The following is a 16,934-nucleotide window of genomic DNA, read 5'->3' as shown; positions in this document are numbered from 1 at the left end:
CTGCTAATCGGCGAGATGACTAAGGCCTTGATTTAGCTTGAATTTGCCCGCCGGCAGCCACCTGATTAAGGTCGTTGCCGACGATACCTTTATCCATTATAGCGGCAGCAATGGCTGAAACTTGCCTGCCGGCTATGGGAAGAGCATGACACAACCCCTGATCAAACTGACGGACCTTAGCTGTGAGCGGGACGAACGAGTACTGTTCGAGGCGCTCAATCTGTCTATTGACGCCGGCGATCTGGTTCAGATTGAGGGGCCTAACGGCTGTGGCAAGACAACTCTGCTGCGGCTACTGACCACCACGTCCACGGATTACAGCGGTAATATCCTTTGGCAGGGAGAGCCGATAGACCGAGTCCGATTGGATTACCTCAACCAACTGTTGTATGTGGGCCATCTGCCCGGTGTAAAAAAAGCTCTGACACCCAGGGAAAACCTGGGTTGGTTCTGTGGCATGTTTCAGGGGCATCAGCGTTGCAGTGTGGAAGAGGCGCTTGAGCAGGTCGGCTTGTTCGGATTTGAGGATGTGCCCTGTTATCACTTGTCCGCCGGTCAGCTGCGACGGGTGGCTTTGGCGCGTCTGTTCCTGACCCCGGCGCGGGTGTGGGTACTGGACGAGCCCTTTACCGCGATCGACAAGCAGGGAGTAGCCAATCTGGAGCGGTTAATGGCGGAGCATGCCAGTGGCGGCGGCTGTGTGATTTTAACGACCCACCAGGACATGATGAGCGAGGGTGTGAGACGGATAAATCTGCGTGATTTTGCCCCCATCAATACCGGTGCAGCGGTACAATACCATATGGAGGGCTCATGACCCGGGGCGAAATTCCAATGGGGTCCGCAGGAGGCGTTACCGACAATGTCCCGAGCATAGGCGCAGGATTTATGGCGACCCTGCGTCGCGATCTGTTAATCGCCGTGCGTCACCGGGGGGAACTGGCCAATCCGCTGATGTTCTTCCTGATGGTGATTACCATGGTGCCTCTGGGCATCAGTCCCGAGGCGGCCGTTCTCTCAGCTCTGGCCCCGGGTATGATCTGGGTGGTGGCACTGCTGGCGACCCTGTTGTCTCTCGACAGCCTGTTTCGCAGCGATTTTGAGGACGGTGCGCTGGAACAGCTGCTGATGTCGCCACAGCCGTTGTATTTTCAGGTATTGGCCAAGGTATTTGTGCACTGGCTCATAACCGGGGTACCGCTGACGTTGATGGCGCCGGTATTGGGTGTGATGCTGTCGCTGCCCTCCGCAGGTTACTGGCCCTTGATCCTGTCGTTGTTGATTGGTACGGCAACCCTAAGTCTGATTGGGGCAATTGGCGCGGCATTAACGGTGGCGCTTCGTAAAGGTGGCCTGCTGTTATCGCTGATTATCATGCCGCTGTATGTGCCGGTGTTGATTTTCGGCGCCAGCGGCGTTCGCAGCGCGATCGAGGGTTTTCCCTATTTGGGCACTATGGCGGTTCTTGGCGCGTTTTTGGCATTAGCCATTGTGCTCGCGCCTCTGGCGGCAGCGGGCGCTTTACGCATCAGCATTAACGGCTAGATAAATTTAGGAGTGTTTGTGGGTTGGCAGTGGTTTCATCGATTAGGATCACCGCGTTGGTTTTATGAAAAAACCGATGCCTGGATTCCCTGGCTGGCGGTCGTCAGCTTCGCGCTACTGGCGGTGGGGGCGATTTGGGGCCTGGCATTTGCGCCGGCGGATATGAAGCAGGGCAACAGCTATCGCATCATCTATATTCACGTGCCGGCAGCATTTCTGTCCCTGGCGGGTTACTACATCATGGCGATCAGTGGTGCTATTGGCCTGATCTGGAAGATGAAACTCGCCGATATGGTGATGAAATGCGCCGCACCTATCGGTGCCGTGTTCACATTTATCTCACTGGTGACCGGCGCCATCTGGGGCAAGCCCACCTGGGGCACCTGGTGGGTCTGGGATGCGCGGATCACTTCCATGTTGGTGCTGCTGTTCTTGTACCTCGGAGTGATTGCGTTGCAGCAGGCGTATCAGCATCAGGACACCGCTAACAAGGCCAGTGCGATTCTGGCATTGGTCGGAACCGTCAATATTCCCATCATCTACAAGTCGGTAGATTGGTGGTACACCCTGCATCAGCCGGCCACCATCAAGTTCACCTCTGAGTCCACCATTCATCCCTCCATGCTCTATCCGCTGTTGACCATGGTTATTGGTTTTTATTGTTTTTATGCCTTGGTCCTGTTGATCAGCACCCGCACGGAAGTGTTAGAGCGAGAGAAGAAAACCCGTTGGGTGAATGAGCTGGCGGCGGCCAAAGCCGCTGGGGGTAAGGTGTGATGATGAAGTTTCAGTTTGAAAGCCTGACCGAGTTGATGGCCATGTCAGGTCATGGTCCCTACGTTTGGGCCTGTTACGGCATCACTCTGGTGGCGCTGTTGTATCTGGTGATATCGCCACTGAGGCGCCGCAAGCTATTGTTTGAACAGTTAAAGCGCCAGCAACGTATCGCAGCCCATGAACGTGCGGGTCAGAATACTGTCGAAAATCAAGAGAGTTAAAGAGAGCTAAATACATGCACCCTGTTCGTAAACAGCGCCTCATTATGGTGATTTTTATTGTCGTATTTGCCAGTGTTGCCGTGGGATTGATGGCGTATGCCCTGCGCGAAAACATCAATCTGTTTTATCCGCCAGCCAAGATTGTTTCCGGCGAAGCTCCGGTGGATAAACGTATTCGTGCCGGTGGCTGCGTGCTGCCGGGGCAGGTCAAGCGCGCTTCAGACAGTCTCGACGTGAGTTTTCTGATCACCGATGGTGCGGCCAATGTGGAAGTGCACTTTACCGGAATCCTGCCTGACCTGTTTGCCGAGGGCGAGGCCGTGGTAGTCAATGGCCGCCTGAATGGCGACGGCGTGTTTATGGCCACCGAAGTGCTGGCCAAGCACGATGAAAACTATACGCCCCCGGAAGTGGCGGAATCCATGCAGGGTACCGACGAGCACCAGAACACTTGCGAGGGCATGAGCTATGGTGCCTGAGTTTGGTCACTTCGCCCTGATACTGGCGATGATGTTGTCGGTGTGCCTGTCGCTGCTGCCCCTGTATGGTGCGCAGACCGGCAACACGCTGCTGATGGCCACGGGGCGCAGTCTGTCGGTGGGGGTGTTTGTGTTTGTGGCGGTGGCTTTCGCCTGCCTGACCTACGCCTTCCTGGTGGATGACTTTTCGGTGGTTTATGTGTCCAAACAGTCGAATACGTTGCTGCCCATACAGTACAAAATCAGCGCTGTGTGGGGTGGCCACGAGGGTTCGCTACTGTTATGGGTGTTGATTTTGGCGGGCTGGACCCTGGCGGTGGCGCTGTTCAGTCGCGACATGCCCCTGGATATGGTGGCGCGGGTACTGGCCGTTATGGGGATGATCTCTGTGGGTTTCTACAGCTTTGTGCTGCTGACATCCAATCCTTTTGATCGCTACCTGCCCAATCCGCCTGCGGAGGGCGGTGACCTCAACCCTCTGTTGCAGGACCCGGGACTGATCATTCATCCGCCCATGCTGTATATGGGCTATGTGGGCTTTTCGGTGGTATTCGCCTTCGCCATTGCCGCATTGCTGTCCGGCCGCCTGGACAGTGCCTGGGCGCGCTGGTCCCGTCCCTGGACAACAGTGGCCTGGGGCTTTTTGACCCTGGGTATCGCGCTGGGCAGCTGGTGGGCCTACTACGAGTTGGGCTGGGGCGGCTGGTGGTTCTGGGATCCGGTGGAAAACGCTTCCTTTATGCCGTGGCTGGTAGGAACCGCGCTGGTGCACTCTCTGGCGGTGACCGAAAAGCGTGGTGTCTTTAAAAGTTGGACGTTGCTATTGGCCATCTTTGCCTTTTCCCTGAGTTTGCTCGGAACCTTCCTGGTGCGCTCGGGGGTGCTGACATCCGTGCACGCATTTGCTGCCGACCCCGAGCGCGGTGTTTTTATTCTCGCCTTCCTGGCTCTGGTGGTGGGTGGTTCGCTGACGCTCTATGCCCTGCGGGCCCCAACCGTCAAAGCCTCGGCCAGTTTTGGCTGGCTCTCCCGCGAGACATTTCTTTTAGGCAATAACCTGGTATTGGTGGTTGCTACCGGCACGATCTTGCTCGGGACACTTTACCCGCTGATTGCCGACGCCCTGGACTGGGGCAAGATCTCCGTGGGGCCTCCGTACTTTAACTTCTTCTTTGTGCCGCTGATGGCATTACTGGCGCTGTTGATGGGTGTTGGTGCGCTGATGAACTGGAAGCAGGGTAACCTCAATGTTCTCAAACGCTGGCTGTCTCCCGCTGTCGTGGCCAGTCTGTTGCTGGGTGCACTGATGCCTGTTTTGATGGGTGGTGATTATCAGTTCACGGCCGCCATCGCCACCGCCGTAGGCAGTTGGGTGGTGCTGTCAATGCTGGCCGATCTTCTGTATCGGGTGCGCAACCACGGTCTGCTGAAAGGCTGGGGTAAACTGCCATTGAGCTACAAGGGCATGCTGGTTGCACACGTTGGTGTGGCGTTCACAATCATGGGTGCTGCTCTTAATACGATCTACAGTGACCACCGGGATCTGCGTATGGAACCGGGACAGCGGATCGAGCAGGGCGGCTACGAATATCACTTTCGCGGTGCCGAAAAGTACCGTGGGCCCAACTATGTGTCCGACAAGGGCGTCATTGAGGTTTACCGCAATGGCAAGCTGTACGACACACTCACACCGGAAAAACGCCGTTACCTGTCCGGGGGTAACCTGATGACCGAGGTGGGTATCAACCCTGGCTTTTGGCGCGACCTCTACGTGGCACTGGGAGAACCGGTGGGTGAAGGTGCCTGGGCGGTACGGGTGCACTACAAGCCGTTTGTTCGCTGGATATGGCTGGGCGCTATCCTTATGGCAGTGGGTGGTTTCCTGGCTATTTTGGACAAGCGTTACCGTCGCCAGCGGGTGACCCGAGAAAATACCGCTGCAGTGGCCGCCGAAGCGGGCTGAGCCGGTAACCGATCAGGAATTCAACAATATTATGTCCCGTATCAAACTGTTTATACCTTTAATTATCTTTCTGGTTCTGGCGGTGTTTTTCTGGCGCGGCCTGAGCCTGGACCCCACCGCCATGCCCTCGGCACTGATCGACAAACCCTTGCCTCAGTTCAGTTTGGGCACTGTGCACCAGCCGGATCGTAAAGTGACTCAGGATGATCTCAAGGGCGAGGTGGCACTGCTTAATGTCTGGGCCACTTGGTGCGTGTCCTGCCGCGTGGAACACCCGGTATTGATCGATCTGGCGCGCCAGGGAGTCAAAATCTACGGAGTTAATTACAAGGACGATGTACCGGCCGCGGTCAAATGGCTCAAGGATCTGGAGAATCCCTACGTACTCAGTGTTGTGGATGCCGACGGCCGTCTGGGCATCGATCTTGGTGTATTTGGTGCACCGGAAACCTATGTGTTGGATAAACAGGGCGTGATTCGCTACAAGCATGTGGGTGTGGTGACCGAAGAGGTCTGGGCTCAAACCCTGGAACCCATCGTTCGGGCCCTGGAACAAAGCTGATGAACGAGCCCAAAGCCAAAGCCTCCTCATGCCCTCTGTGCGGGGGTGACAATGAATGCGGCAATCTGGCGCCCACAGCCGGAGATGCCGACTTTTATTGCTGGTGCATGGATGAATCCATTGATCCGGCCATGTTGGAAAACCTTCCCCCCGAATCCCGGGGCAAGCGCTGTGTGTGCCGGGCCTGCGTTTTGAGTTATACCCCAGTCAAGTCCTGTTGATCTGATGTTGGCTGTTGACGGTTTCCCGCAGGTAGTTATATAGTGATTGCTCCAAAACAAAATGTGAGCGATAAACTTGGCTCGACCCCGTAAATTCGACCAGGAGCGTGTACTGGAGCAAGCGATGAATTGCTTCTGGGAGCGGGGCTATACCGCCACCAGTATGAAGCACCTGGAAGCCAGTACCGGCCTTGTGCCCAGCAGTCTCTACAATGGCTTCGGCTCCAAAGACGGACTCTTTGCGGCCTCGGTTGAACACTATATTGACCGAGTGGTGAGACAGCGTGTGGCCTTTTATCTGCAAGGACCTTATCTCTCTGGTAAGAACAAAGGCCAGGACGATCCCCTGGCGGGAATCGAGGCGTTCTACTATGACTGCTTTGAAGGCCCCGAAGGCCGAATTGGCAGTGGTTGTCTGCTGATCAATATATCCACCGAGCTGGGGCCGCGTGACAAGGCAATTCGTAAGGTGGTGGTTTCCGGTATGAGACTGGTAGAGCGATCCCTTTCAGAGGCATTGACGAGGGCGCAACAACTGGGTCTGTTGGATGCTTCTGTGGACACCAAGGCCCGTGCGCAGCATCTAGGATTGTTGCTAAACGGCATGCTGGTGCAGGCCAGGGTCTCGGAAAACAATCGCTGGCTGAATGTGGCGATGGACAACGTTCGTAGCCTGCTTCACTGAATAGTGATTTAAAACGGCTTGTCAGATGAATGGCGGCCGTTTTTTAGAATTGGTTTTGGAGTAATCGCTTCAAAACTAAAAGGAAATTCGATAGAAACCACAGACAGAGAGAAGAAAACGATGAAAGCATTGAGAACCCCAGAAGAGCGCTTTGACAACCTTCCCGGATATCCCTTTGCGCCTAATTACGTTCAAGTAAGCGACACTGAAGGCGGTGAATTGAGAGTCCACTATCTGGATGAGGGGCCACGTGATGCAGCACCGGTGCTGCTGATGCATGGCGAACCTTCGTGGAGTTATCTGTACCGTAAAATGATTCCGGTTCTGGTGGCAGCCGGGCATCGTGTGATTGCGCCCGATCTTGTTGGTTTTGGTCGTTCAGACAAACCGGCTGACCGTAACGACTACACCTACCAGCGTCATGTTGATTGGATGCAGTCGGTTCTCGATCAACTGCAACTGCAAGACGTGACACTGGTGTGTCAGGACTGGGGTGGACTGATTGGGTTGCGGCTGGTCGCGGACAACCCCGACTCTTTTGCAAGAGTGGTAGCAGCCAATACCATGCTTCCTACCGGAGACCAGGATCCGGGTGAGGCCTTTAAGAATTGGCAAAAGTTTTCCCAAGAGGTCCCCGAGTTTCCCACCGGTGGTATTATCGATGGAGCAACCACTACAGAGCTCAAACCAGATGTGATTGCAGCTTACGATGCTCCCTATCCGGATGAGTCTTATAAAGAAGGCGCCCGCCAGTTTCCGCTGCTGGTGCCTGTGTCTCCGGACAATCCAGCCAGTGAAGCCAATCGTGCTGCCTGGAAAGTACTCTCCCAGTGGAGCAAGCCATTCCTGACAGCCTTTAGTGATTCTGATCCGATTACTGCCGGTGGCGACAAGATAATGCAGAAAATGATTCCCGGCTGCGAAGGACAGAACCACACCACCATTGTCAATGGCGGCCATTTCCTGCAGGAAGATCAGGGTGAGGCGTTGGCCAAGGTTGTGGTTGAATTTATCTCCGCCAACGCCTAGACCTTCGTTTTGGCCAGCAGAGCAACTCCCTGACGATACCCCAGCCCGCCATTGCCGTGAATCATGCCGTAGGTCTCCTCGCCATCGAGGAGGCGATGGTGCATCGTGATCAGGGCGTTGAGGGCGGGATTGTTCCAGGGCGCCCTGGCCAGATTCATACCGCCGGTGACAGTAATGCTATGGCGTTGCAGAAATTCCGGGATCTGTTCCAATACATCCACCAGGCCGCTGGCGAGCAAAAATGCCATGGGCACTACCGGGTAGCAGGTGTAGGCTTCCAGCAAGCCTTTGCCCTGGCGAAATTCATCGGCGAATTCGATGCCGGCCTGCTTACAGCAATCCAGATAGGCGAGCCGCAAATGGTCGTAGTCGGCGATTTGATGTAAATAATCACGACCGTCACCTTCCAGACGATTAATACCCACCCCTCTGATTTCGATGCGTTCTTGTGGCTCAACTCCCAGCGTGTCCGCCAGTGAAGCCTCGACGATCAGTAGCCGACCGGAAAAATCCACTACCGGATTAGCGCAGTCCACGCCTCGAAACAGGGAGGTAACCGGTTGGTACCATTTTTCGCCGGGCAGCAGTGTCGGGCAGAAATCATCATTAAGTACATTGCGGTAACTGAGCTTGTGATTTTCAAACAGTTGCGCGGCCAGTGACCGAAATTGTGCTTCATCAATACTGTGCTGCACAATAAAGCGTCGCGCCAGATCGTCATAGGCCTCGGTCAAGGGATAGTCCTCACCGTAGATCGCCATGCGTTGCGAGCGCTCATGGCGAGGGTAATCACTTTTGATATTGTCCTCGCCGTGAATCAATACAGCGCTACTGCCGCCGTGAATCAGTTCCCGGGCCCTGGCCAAGGCTTCGATTGGCGCACAACCGCTGCGAAAGTGGCCTTCGGCTTCTGGACTGTGCCAGTCGCCGCTGAGGGGCTCGATGGTCAGATAGTCAATGTCATGGCCATCGTGTTGAATCCGGGCTTCCAGATCCAGGCAGTGCTGCAGGCAACCGGTCTGGTCGACGGTCTTGGCGGCGGAAATAATAACGGCTTGGGGCATAGACGGAGACCAATAATGTGATCGCTGTATTGTAGCAAATAGCGGATTGGCGGACAGTTACAAAAACGTCACCAAGAGTTCAGCAATCGCCCTTATGAAAAACAGCTGATGCAAAACAATGTATGGTGAATGGTCTGTTTTGAAGACAGAGCGGCTGTCTAACTCGCCTGCTTTTGCAGCGGCAAATCGAATTCAAAACGGGTACCCTGATTCACCAGGCTGCTGACCTCAATGCGACAGCCGTGTAAATCCAAAATCCGTTTGACGATCGCCAGCCCCAGTCCACTGGAACCGCTCTGGCGCTGGGGTTGCTCGGAGGATTGATAAAAACGATCGAAAATATGGGGGATATCCCGGTCGGTAATACCGGTGCCGCTGTCGGCAACGGTGACCTGCACCCGTTGCGGTGTTTCCTCAAAGTTCATCTCAATGGTGCCACTCTCCGGAGTGTGTGCAATGGCATTGCGAATCAGGTTTTCAAAAACCCGTTGGATCAGTCCAATATCGGCATAGACTTGAGTATTGTGCTGGGGGATCTGCAATTTCAGGTCGAGCTGTTTCTGCTTCAATTCCAAAGAAAATTCCTGTGCGGTGTCGTGCATCAACTCCGCAATGGAGAACTGCTCAAACTCGGGCTGTGTGCTGCCGGATTCCAGTTTCGATAATTCAAACAAATCCGCAATCAGGCGAGCCAGACGCATGCAACTGCGTTCAGCGGTTCGAAGATATTCAGCTCTCTGTTGTTCTTCAAGGGTATCGTTCTTAATCAACAGTGTCTCCAGATAACCCTGGATTGTGGCTAACGGTGTACGCAGATCGTGTGAGACATTTGAGATCAGTTCCCGTCGCAAGCGATCAGATTCGCGCAGTTGATCAAATTGTTCGCTGATTTTGTCAGCCATGGCATCGAACAACTGATGTAAGCGTTCAATATCGTTATTGTCCGGGGGAACATCCAGTTCATTGTTGGCAAAATCATTGATTTTTGCTGTTAGCTTCGATAAGGGGCGAGTCAGCTGCTGGAACAAAAGCACGCCGATCAGCACGCTGGCCGCAACAATCAGCGCAATCGCCCAAGAGGTCTGCTGGCGGATATAGCTCCACTCCAGATTGCTTTGGGTGTCGTCATAGAGTTTGCCGCCCAGAATCACGTACAGGTAGCCTTGCAGATCCTCCGGGGTGCCAATGGTTGACACAGAAAAAATTTTGTCACGATCCAGATGGCGGGGATCATTGCCGCGCAGGGGAAAGCTTGCCTTACCCGAAAGAAACTGATGTACGGGATCCAAATCCACGTGCGTGCGTTTAACGGCACCTTGTTCCAGGGCATGGGAGAGAATACGTCCGTCAGGTGCCAGTAGATAAACTTCAACCACCGGATTGATCACCATGGCCTGGTGGGCCAGCTGCTCGATGGTGGCGCGGCTGCCGAGTTTCTTCTCCAGCAGTTTGTGCTCCGCTGTTACGTACATGGCGATGCTTTGGTTGAGTTTTTGTGTCAGCTCCTCGTAGTAAAGTCGCATGCCCACCTGGCCCACCCACAGCGAGGCACCTCCGACGATAAACAGAATCACCAGCAAGGCCAGAGTGAGGCGGTTTTTGAGCGTGCTGAGCATGGCGGCTTCCGTGGTTTGGCCTAGTGCAGGTTGGTGGCGTCGAGTTTGTAGCCGACGCCCCAAACGGTGACGATGTACTGTGGGTTTTTGGGATCAACTTCCATTTTTGATCTCAGGCGGTTGATGTGGGAATTAACGGTATGTTCGTAGCCGTCGTGGCCATAACCCCAGACGCTGTCGAGCAGCTCGGAGCGCTGGAATACCCTCCCCGGTTTGCGGCAAAAATGCAGCAGCAGATTGAACTCTTTGGCGGTAAGATCGAGAATTTTGCCGTTCAGCTGGGCTTCTCTGGATTGTTCGTCGATCTGCAGTTCACCGAAGGAGAGGATGTCGCCATTGGGTGCCGGCTGGGTCTGGTTGAGGGCGTCAACACGGCGGAAGATGGCTTTGACCCGTGCGATCAACTCCATGACGCTGAAGGGTTTGGTGAGGTAATCGTCGGCACCGATGTCGAGCCCCAGTACCCGGTCGAGCTCGGTGGAGCGGGAGGTAAGCAGGAGGATGGGGACGTAGTTTTCGTTTTGGCGGACTTTACGGAGGATTTCGAGTCCGCTGGGGCCGGGCAGCTGGATGTCGAGCAGGATCAGGTCCCATTGGCGGGCACAGGCCTGGCGCAGACCCTCGTGACCATCGGCGGCGCAGGTAGTGTCGGCTCCCAGGTCCTGGAAGTGCAGGCTTAGCAAGCCGGCCAAGTCGGCTTGGTCTTCGACGATCAGGATTTTTTTGTTTTCCATAGGTGCCACCCGGATTGTTGGTCCTAGTGTAGACAACAAAAATCACAGAATTCTCACAAAAGTACTCTTTATAAGGAGTACTAGTGAAAATCCCGCGATTTAACCCCAAACCCCGGCATCCGCGCGCTCATATCCTCAATATCTCCGGCCACCACATGCATCACATTGTCTTTGGTTTCCAGCACTCCCTTGATCAGGGCAATGCGACTCTTCAGTACGGCCTGGCGGCAACGTTGTTGCAAATGTTTCCAGACCACCACATTGATATTGCCGGTTTCGTCTTCCAGGGTCATAAACAGCACGCCGCTGGCGGTGCCCGGACGCTGGCGGCCGGTAACGACGCCGGCCAGACGCACAAAGCGGCCGCTGCGCAGTCCGAACAGGTCGCTGGCACGCAGGCAGCGGTTAAAAGGTTCCTGGTGGCGCAGCAGGCTCATAGGGTGTTGATTAATACTCAGGCCCGTGTGGCGATAGTCCTCCAGGGTAGTATCGAGGGCGGAGGGGGCATTGATGCCCACGCCTTCGGGGTGGGGCCGGTGATCAAACAGGGGGGTGTCGGCTTCCAGTGCCTGCACTTGCCAATGGGCATCGCGTCGGTGTTGGCTCAGTGGACCGAGGGCATTGGCGCTGGCCAGACATTCCATTTCCCGTCGGTCGAGGCCGGCGCGTCGGGCGAGGTCAGCGAGGTCGACAAAGGGACGTATTTCGTTGGCGAGTACGACCCGTTGGGCCGCGGTTTCATTAAAGCCTTTGATCAGGCGCATGCCCAGACGCAGTTGTGGCAGGGGCTCGGCGGTGATGGTTTCTTCGGGATTGAGCGGTGGGAATTCCAGGCGGTGGTCCCAGTGGCTGTGGAAGACGTCGATGGGCAGTATACCGACCCGGTGCCGGCGCGCGTCCTGGATCAGTTGTGAGGCAGAGTAGAATCCCATGGGCAGACTGTTAAGCAAGCCGGCGTAGAAGGCTGCCGGGTAGTGGCATTTGAGCCAGGCGGAGGTATAGACCAGCAGGGCAAAGCTGGCGGCGTGGGATTCCGGGAAACCGTATTCACCAAAGCCCTGCATCTGGCGGAACAGTCGCTCGGCAAAGTCGAGGCTGTGACCGCGGGCCAGCATGCCGTCGGTAAGGCGCTGTTTAAACGTGTAGAGGTTACCGTTACGCCCCCAGCTGGCCATGGCGCGGCGCAGTTGGTCGGCCTCACCGCCGCTGAAGCCGGCAGCCACCATGGCCAGTTTGATCACCTGTTCCTGAAAGATGGGCACACCCAAGGTGCGTTTCAACACCGCTTCGATTTCGGGGTTGGGATAGGTTATATCTTCTTCGCCGTTACGGCGCTTGAGGTAGGGGTGCACCATATCACCCTGGATAGGGCCCGGGCGCACAATGGCGACTTCGATCACCAGGTCGTAATAACACTGGGGGCGAAGCCTGGGCAGCATGGCCATCTGGGCCCGGGATTCCACCTGAAACACGCCGACGCTGTCACCGCGGCAGAGCATGGCATAGGTGCGGGGGTCTTCTTTGGGAATGTCGGCGAGGCTCATAGGCACGGGACTGTAGCTGTTGATCATGGCCAGGGCTTTGCGAATGGCGGTGAGCATGCCCAGGGCCAGTACGTCCACTTTGAGCAGTTGCAGGTTTTCGATGTCTTCTTTGTCCCATTGAATAATGGTGCGCTCTTCCATGGCAGCATTTTCCACGGGTACCAGATTACTGATGGGGGTTTGGGTAATCAGAAAGCCGCCAACATGCTGAGACAAATGGCGGGGAAAACCGAGAATCTGTTTAACAAGGCTCATAAATTGCCGAGCTACCTGGGCGTCCAGTTGCAGACCACCGGCTTCCAGGCGGGTTTGCAGCTGGTCGCTTTTTTCCCACCAGGTGAGGTCTTTGGCCAGGCGTTCGATCAAAATATTGTCGAAACCCATGGCTTTGCCCACATCGCGAATGGCACTGCGCATGCGGTAGGTAATGATGGTGGCGGTAAGGGCAGCGCGCTTGCGGGTGTATTTGCGGTAGATGTACTGAATCACTTCTTCGCGCCGCTCGTGTTCGAAATCCACATCGATATCGGGCGGTTCGTTACGTTCTTTGGAAATAAAACGTTCGAACAGCAAGGAACTCTGGGAGGGATCCACCTCGGTGATAAACAGGCTGTAACAAACGACGGAGTTGGCGGCGGAGCCGCGACCCTGGCAGAGAATGTCCTGTTGGCGGGCGAAACGAACAATGTCTTCCACCGTCAAAAAATAGTGTTCATAACGCAGTTCAGCAATTACCCGCAGTTCGTAGTCCAGTTGTTGTTGTACCTGTGGCGGAATGCCCCCGGGCCAACGCTGGGCAGCACCCCTTTGGCTCAGTTCGCGTAAATGGTCAGAGGCGGAAATACCCTTGGGCACCAGCTCCTCGGGGTAGTCGTGGCGGAGTTCATCGAGGCTGAACTGACACAGGTCTGCAAGCTGCAGGGTTTCGTTGAGCAGGGCTTCCGGGTAGATATCGCGCAGTTGTGACAGTGGCCGCAGGTGACGTTCGCTGTTGCTGTAACGGCGTCTGCCCAATTGTTTAATGCTGGTGTTATGGCGAATGGCGGTCAGGGTGTCCTGCAAAGGTTGGCGTTCACGGTTGTGCATATGCACGTTATTGCAGGCCAGCATGGAGATGTCCAGCTCGCGGGCCAGTTGATGGCAGTATTGGTAGTGGCGGCGGTCGTCGGTTTCCTGTAGCAGAGTGACACCGAGCCACAGGCGTTGTTTAAAAAAACGCTTGAGGGTTGCGCCATGTTGCCGGTCTTTGGAGTCGCCGCCGGGCAACCAGATGGCCAGACAGTGGCGGGTACCAAACTGCAGTTCGCTCAGGCTAAGCTGGTATTGACCTTTGGGGCTGCGTCGGCGGGCTTTGCTGATTAACAGAGAGATTTCGCTGTAGCCGCTGCGGTTACTTGCCAGTAACACCAGCTGAAGGTTTTTTTCCGCATGTTCATCATCGGCAAAAAACTCGCTGCCGACGATCAGTTTAATACTTTCTTTTTTAGCGGCGACATGGGCCTTGACGATACCCGCCAGTGAACATTCATCGGTAATGGCGATGGCTTCGTAGTCCAGTTCACGGGCGCGCTGTACCAGCTCCTCGGGGCGGGAGGCGCCGCGTAAAAAAGTAAAGTGGGTAACACAGTGCAGTTCGGCAAACATAACAACCTACAGAACCGGCTTTTAGCCGAAGTGCCCGTGCAAAAACCATTGCTGGCGACGGCCGTCAAAGTAAATCCAGTGCAGGCCTTGAGGGTCGCGGGCGATAAAGTAGCGCCGCCGTTGGCGCTGTTGCCACCAGTGGCTGTCAATGCGACGGGCGGCACTGATGATTTCCAGTTCGCCACTGCTCTCCGGTAATAGCAGCGCCTGGCCCCGTTGGCGCAGAGGCTGGGGTTGGGGCAGTAGCCACAGGGGGTCTTCGCTCGGGGTTTCCTTACGAGATTCAAGCCGCTGTAGGCTTGTTTTTTCAGACCGCTGTAGACTTGTTTTTTCAGACCGCTGTAGGCACTTAACAACTTCAACCCGCTGTCGGCACTCAGGCAGATGATCATCCACGGCGCTGATTTGGTTGATGCGTTCTTTGCCCAGTTTGGCCCGCAGTTTGTCGAGCAGTTCGGACTGTACCTGTTGATCGGATTCGAACCCCAGTTCGTGGAACAGGGGCTGGCTGCGAGCTTCACTGGCTTGCAGGGCGTCGCTGTGCAGGGCGATGGTTTCGATGGGGGCGTCGATGCGGTGTTGATGCAAACGCAGTCGTGTCAGCTCCAAAAAATTGTCGCTCTGGCTTTGAGCGTTGGACAGTTCGATGGTGACCTGTGAACGCTGTTTGTCAAAATGGTAAAACCGCCATTCGAAACCTCGGCATTGTAATTGTCGGTGCAGCAAAAATTGTCGTAGTTCCCGAAGCATTTCCTCGGCGGGTTTGAGCAGCATATCCACACTGCTGAGGCCGCTGAGAAAGTGGCGTTCGATAAAAAATACCTGGGTGGGTTCGATAAAGGTCTGTGGGTCCGGTGCCAGCCCCAGCAGTTTGTCCAGTTGCGAGCCCAGTTCCTGTCCGTAGCGGCGGTTGAGGCTGGCTCGGGGTAAGGCGAACAGATCCCCCAGGTTGCCCAGGCCGATACTGTGCAGCTGCTGTTGCAACTTGTCATCAGCGCTGCTCAGGTAATGCAGGGGCAGGGGATGCAAGCGCTGGATAAACCAATCCGGGGTCAGGGTGGTGAGATCGAGCCCGGCCTTGAGTTGTCCGCGCAGGTCCAGGGGATTTTGTTCCCCCTGCGATCCCAGCAGCCAGGCGCTCATGGGCGTATGGCCAAGGCTGCTGACCACTTGCAGTTGTTGATGGCGCAAGCCCTCGTTGATTCGGTGCAACAGTTTATCCAGACCGTGAAACAGCTGCAGGCAACCGCCGATCTCCAGTAGCAGACCGGCGGCTGGCTGGTGCTTTTTTTCCTGAAGACTGACTTCCCGCACGCTGACATGGGGGGTGAACTGGTAGCACCACTGGGCCAGTTGGTGGAGGCTGCGCTGGCTGCGCAAAGCATCGAATTCAGTGATGTGCAATGGTTCCAGCAGGGCCATGGCGGTGCTCAGGGTCATACCGGCACTGATACCGGCGGCGCGGGCACAGACAGACGCAAACAGTACCCGTTGCTGGTGTGCGATAACCAGCCCCACCTCTTCATCGCAGCCCCGTTGCACGATATCCAGGGGTAACTGGGGCAGACGCAGGCTTAACCACAGCGCTTTTATACCCGCGTTCATGTCCGCTTGCATGCCTGACTCCATCAACCCTGGACGCTACCCCGAAGGGCGGTGACGCGGGCCGATAAAGGGGCGTGACGCCAAGCCCCATCGCTGGATATTTGTGGCAGGGCGCCGAGGTGGCTGGGCAGTTGTTCGGCGCGGCGCTGAACATCATAGTCAACGGGCAGGGGTTGTGGTTGCCCCCATAGTGCCAGTTGCAGATTCTGGCCGCTCCAGCCGCCCCGTTGTTTGATAATGTTCAGTTGCAGTTGCCCCTCAGGAGCCGGTAGCAGGCCGAGGCGCAGGGCGGAAGGGGAGGCCTGTTGTAGTTCCTTGTGGTGTCGCATCAGCCAATGCAGCGAGTTGCCGGCGGTGGCGGCCTGCTGCAGGCGCCGCAGATCCCGGTCGAGAAGGGCTTGACGGTGGCACCAGGTGAGTACAGCGCTGCAGCCACTGGAGCGCAGGCATTGGTCGGCACTCCACAGCAGTTCTTTGTGGTTGCGGGGTTGCAGGATCAGTAGCCGTTGCAGATCGATACCGGCCTGTTGCCAGGCCGGGGCGTAGGGCAGCCAGGGGGGATCAATCAGGGCCAGCCATGGGGCCCGCTGTTGTTGTGCCAGCAGCCCTGGCAGCAGCAGGCGCAGTTCTCCCATGCCGGGGCGTTCTAACAGTAGTTCGGTAGTAGCTCCGGGAGGCCAGCCGCCGAGGTGCAGGGCCTGGTCGAGCTCGGCATAACCGGTAGGCACACCCTGGCGCTGGCGAGGGCCCTGAGAGGCCTGCCAGGTATTGGGCAGCTGCAGCAGTTGGTCAAGTTTGGTTTTCATACCTTTATTTATACTGTATATTTATACAGTTATCAACCGAAGGTTTGGGTTTTTGAGGCTGCAGGCTGGGTGCCTCAAGTGGCGGTTGGAGGGTAAGAGTTTCAAGTTGAGCGCCACAAACGTTGGGCCTGATCGAATAGGCAGCAAAGTGCCATAACCGGTCTTAGAAATTCGCAGGATTGGTACTCTGACGGCGTTGTTTATGCGTAGGGCGGATTAGGCGCTTGCGCCGTAATCCGCCGGTTCTGCCGGAGATGTTCGTTGGCTTCGGCCCGGTTTTTAACACCCTTGAATGTGCCTGCAACAGGTGATTTGTACACGGCCGCCGCCAATTTAAACCTTCGGCGGATCGGTGGATTACGAAGCGCAAAGCGCTTCTAATCCACCCTACGTCGTGCGGCCGTTGCGGACATTATCGAACGCCCATGGTGCCCTGAAC

At 56.0% G+C, this 16,934-nt stretch carries 16 protein-coding genes; 10 read left to right on the top strand and 6 right to left on the bottom strand.

All coding sequences use genetic code 11. The features are described from left to right. Positions 1 to 145: 145 nt before the first annotated feature. The 10 genes from ccmA to HBA55_RS33315 all read left to right on the top strand — a co-directional run bounded on the left by ccmA (position 146) and on the right by HBA55_RS33315 (position 7,482). A complete protein-coding gene (gene ccmA, locus HBA55_RS33360) occupies positions 146 to 817 on the top strand; it encodes a cytochrome c biogenesis heme-transporting ATPase CcmA (protein WP_167000076.1) in 672 nt (223 codons plus the stop codon). A 71-nt stretch (positions 818 to 888) separates the two neighbouring features. Beyond that, complete coding sequence (gene ccmB, locus HBA55_RS33355) at positions 889 to 1,545, top strand: heme exporter protein CcmB (RefSeq protein ID WP_420821519.1); 657 nt, start codon at positions 889 to 891, stop codon at positions 1,543 to 1,545. Positions 1,546 to 1,563: 18 nt separating this feature from the next. After that, positions 1,564 to 2,322, top strand: a complete 759-nt coding sequence (locus HBA55_RS33350) for a heme ABC transporter permease CcmC (protein WP_167000075.1) — start codon at positions 1,564 to 1,566, stop codon at positions 2,320 to 2,322. Next, positions 2,322 to 2,543, top strand: coding sequence for a heme exporter protein CcmD (ccmD, locus tag HBA55_RS33345; protein WP_240946429.1), 222 nt, complete (start codon positions 2,322 to 2,324; stop codon positions 2,541 to 2,543). The genes HBA55_RS33350 and ccmD overlap by 1 nt, the downstream gene beginning before the upstream one ends. A gap of 14 nt (positions 2,544 to 2,557) precedes the next feature. After that, positions 2,558 to 3,022 (top strand): cytochrome c maturation protein CcmE, encoded by a 465-nt coding sequence (gene ccmE / locus HBA55_RS33340; RefSeq protein ID WP_167000074.1) that lies wholly within the window; start codon positions 2,558 to 2,560, stop codon positions 3,020 to 3,022. Continuing rightward, positions 3,012 to 4,985 (top strand): heme lyase CcmF/NrfE family subunit, encoded by a 1,974-nt coding sequence (locus HBA55_RS33335; RefSeq protein WP_167000073.1) that lies wholly within the window; start codon positions 3,012 to 3,014, stop codon positions 4,983 to 4,985. The genes ccmE and HBA55_RS33335 overlap by 11 nt, the downstream gene beginning before the upstream one ends. A gap of 31 nt (positions 4,986 to 5,016) precedes the next feature. Continuing rightward, positions 5,017 to 5,547, top strand: a complete 531-nt coding sequence (locus HBA55_RS33330; protein ID WP_167000072.1) for a DsbE family thiol:disulfide interchange protein — start codon at positions 5,017 to 5,019, stop codon at positions 5,545 to 5,547. Next, positions 5,547 to 5,768, top strand: a complete 222-nt coding sequence (locus HBA55_RS33325) for a cysteine-rich CWC family protein (RefSeq protein ID WP_167000071.1) — start codon at positions 5,547 to 5,549, stop codon at positions 5,766 to 5,768. Before HBA55_RS33330 ends, HBA55_RS33325 begins: the two co-directional genes overlap by 1 nt. Before the next feature lie 76 nt (positions 5,769 to 5,844). Continuing rightward, the gene (locus HBA55_RS33320; RefSeq protein ID WP_167000070.1) at positions 5,845 to 6,453 is read left to right on the top strand and encodes a TetR/AcrR family transcriptional regulator; all 609 of its coding nucleotides are present in this window, start codon (positions 5,845 to 5,847) and stop codon (positions 6,451 to 6,453) included. Positions 6,454 to 6,573: 120 nt separating this feature from the next. Further along, the gene (locus tag HBA55_RS33315) at positions 6,574 to 7,482 is read left to right on the top strand and encodes a haloalkane dehalogenase (protein WP_167000069.1); all 909 of its coding nucleotides are present in this window, start codon (positions 6,574 to 6,576) and stop codon (positions 7,480 to 7,482) included. Here the strand turns inward: HBA55_RS33315 and HBA55_RS33310 are convergent. The 6 genes from HBA55_RS33310 to imuA form a co-directional block, all read right to left on the bottom strand. After that, positions 7,479 to 8,546 carry a hypothetical protein gene (locus HBA55_RS33310; RefSeq protein WP_167000068.1) on the bottom strand — a complete coding sequence of 356 codons (1,068 nt, stop codon included), beginning with the start codon at positions 8,544 to 8,546 and terminating at the stop codon, positions 7,479 to 7,481. The genes HBA55_RS33315 and HBA55_RS33310 overlap by 4 nt on opposite strands. A 158-nt stretch (positions 8,547 to 8,704) precedes the next feature. Next, positions 8,705 to 10,162 carry a sensor histidine kinase gene (locus tag HBA55_RS33305; protein ID WP_167000067.1) on the bottom strand — a complete coding sequence of 486 codons (1,458 nt, stop codon included), beginning with the start codon at positions 10,160 to 10,162 and terminating at the stop codon, positions 8,705 to 8,707. A gap of 20 nt (positions 10,163 to 10,182) precedes the next feature. Beyond that, entirely contained in the window at positions 10,183 to 10,896 is a 714-nt protein-coding gene (locus HBA55_RS33300; RefSeq protein ID WP_167000066.1) for a response regulator transcription factor, read from the bottom strand. A gap of 80 nt (positions 10,897 to 10,976) precedes the next feature. After that, positions 10,977 to 14,084, bottom strand: coding sequence for an error-prone DNA polymerase (locus tag HBA55_RS33295; protein ID WP_167000065.1), 3,108 nt, complete (start codon positions 14,082 to 14,084; stop codon positions 10,977 to 10,979). A gap of 21 nt (positions 14,085 to 14,105) precedes the next feature. Then, positions 14,106 to 15,701 (bottom strand): Y-family DNA polymerase, encoded by a 1,596-nt coding sequence (locus tag HBA55_RS33290; protein ID WP_167000064.1) that lies wholly within the window; start codon positions 15,699 to 15,701, stop codon positions 14,106 to 14,108. Between the two features lie 11 nt (positions 15,702 to 15,712). Beyond that, on the bottom strand, positions 15,713 to 16,495 hold the full coding sequence (imuA, locus tag HBA55_RS33285) for a translesion DNA synthesis-associated protein ImuA (protein WP_167000063.1): 783 nt from the start codon (positions 16,493 to 16,495) through the stop codon (positions 15,713 to 15,715). Positions 16,496 to 16,934 lie beyond the last annotated feature (439 nt).

The sequence above is a fragment of the Pseudomaricurvus alkylphenolicus genome (assembly GCF_011683955.1).
Lineage (GTDB): Bacteria > Pseudomonadota > Gammaproteobacteria > Pseudomonadales > Cellvibrionaceae > Pseudomaricurvus > Pseudomaricurvus alkylphenolicus.
Note: the sequence above shows the minus strand (reverse complement) of the source record. Positions and strands in the feature narration are given on the sequence as shown.

Coding starts and splice junctions, on each gene's coding strand:
- ccmA (WP_167000076.1), top strand. CDS start 146: ATGACACAACCCCTGATCAAACTGACGGACCTTAGCTGTGAGCGGGAC.
- ccmB (WP_420821519.1), top strand. CDS start 889: ATGGCGACCCTGCGTCGCGATCTGTTAATCGCCGTGCGTCACCGGGGG.
- ccmD (WP_240946429.1), top strand. CDS start 2,322: ATGATGAAGTTTCAGTTTGAAAGCCTGACCGAGTTGATGGCCATGTCA.
- ccmE (WP_167000074.1), top strand. CDS start 2,558: ATGCACCCTGTTCGTAAACAGCGCCTCATTATGGTGATTTTTATTGTC.
- HBA55_RS33335 (WP_167000073.1), top strand. CDS start 3,012: ATGGTGCCTGAGTTTGGTCACTTCGCCCTGATACTGGCGATGATGTTG.
- HBA55_RS33330 (WP_167000072.1), top strand. CDS start 5,017: ATGTCCCGTATCAAACTGTTTATACCTTTAATTATCTTTCTGGTTCTG.
- HBA55_RS33325 (WP_167000071.1), top strand. CDS start 5,547: ATGAACGAGCCCAAAGCCAAAGCCTCCTCATGCCCTCTGTGCGGGGGT.
- HBA55_RS33315 (WP_167000069.1), top strand. CDS start 6,574: ATGAAAGCATTGAGAACCCCAGAAGAGCGCTTTGACAACCTTCCCGGA.
- HBA55_RS33310 (WP_167000068.1), bottom strand. CDS start 8,546: ATGCCCCAAGCCGTTATTATTTCCGCCGCCAAGACCGTCGACCAGACC.
- HBA55_RS33305 (WP_167000067.1), bottom strand. CDS start 10,162: ATGCTCAGCACGCTCAAAAACCGCCTCACTCTGGCCTTGCTGGTGATT.
- HBA55_RS33300 (WP_167000066.1), bottom strand. CDS start 10,896: ATGGAAAACAAAAAAATCCTGATCGTCGAAGACCAAGCCGACTTGGCC.
- HBA55_RS33295 (WP_167000065.1), bottom strand. CDS start 14,084: ATGTTTGCCGAACTGCACTGTGTTACCCACTTTACTTTTTTACGCGGC.
- HBA55_RS33290 (WP_167000064.1), bottom strand. CDS start 15,701: ATGCAAGCGGACATGAACGCGGGTATAAAAGCGCTGTGGTTAAGCCTG.
- imuA (WP_167000063.1), bottom strand. CDS start 16,495: ATGAAAACCAAACTTGACCAACTGCTGCAGCTGCCCAATACCTGGCAG.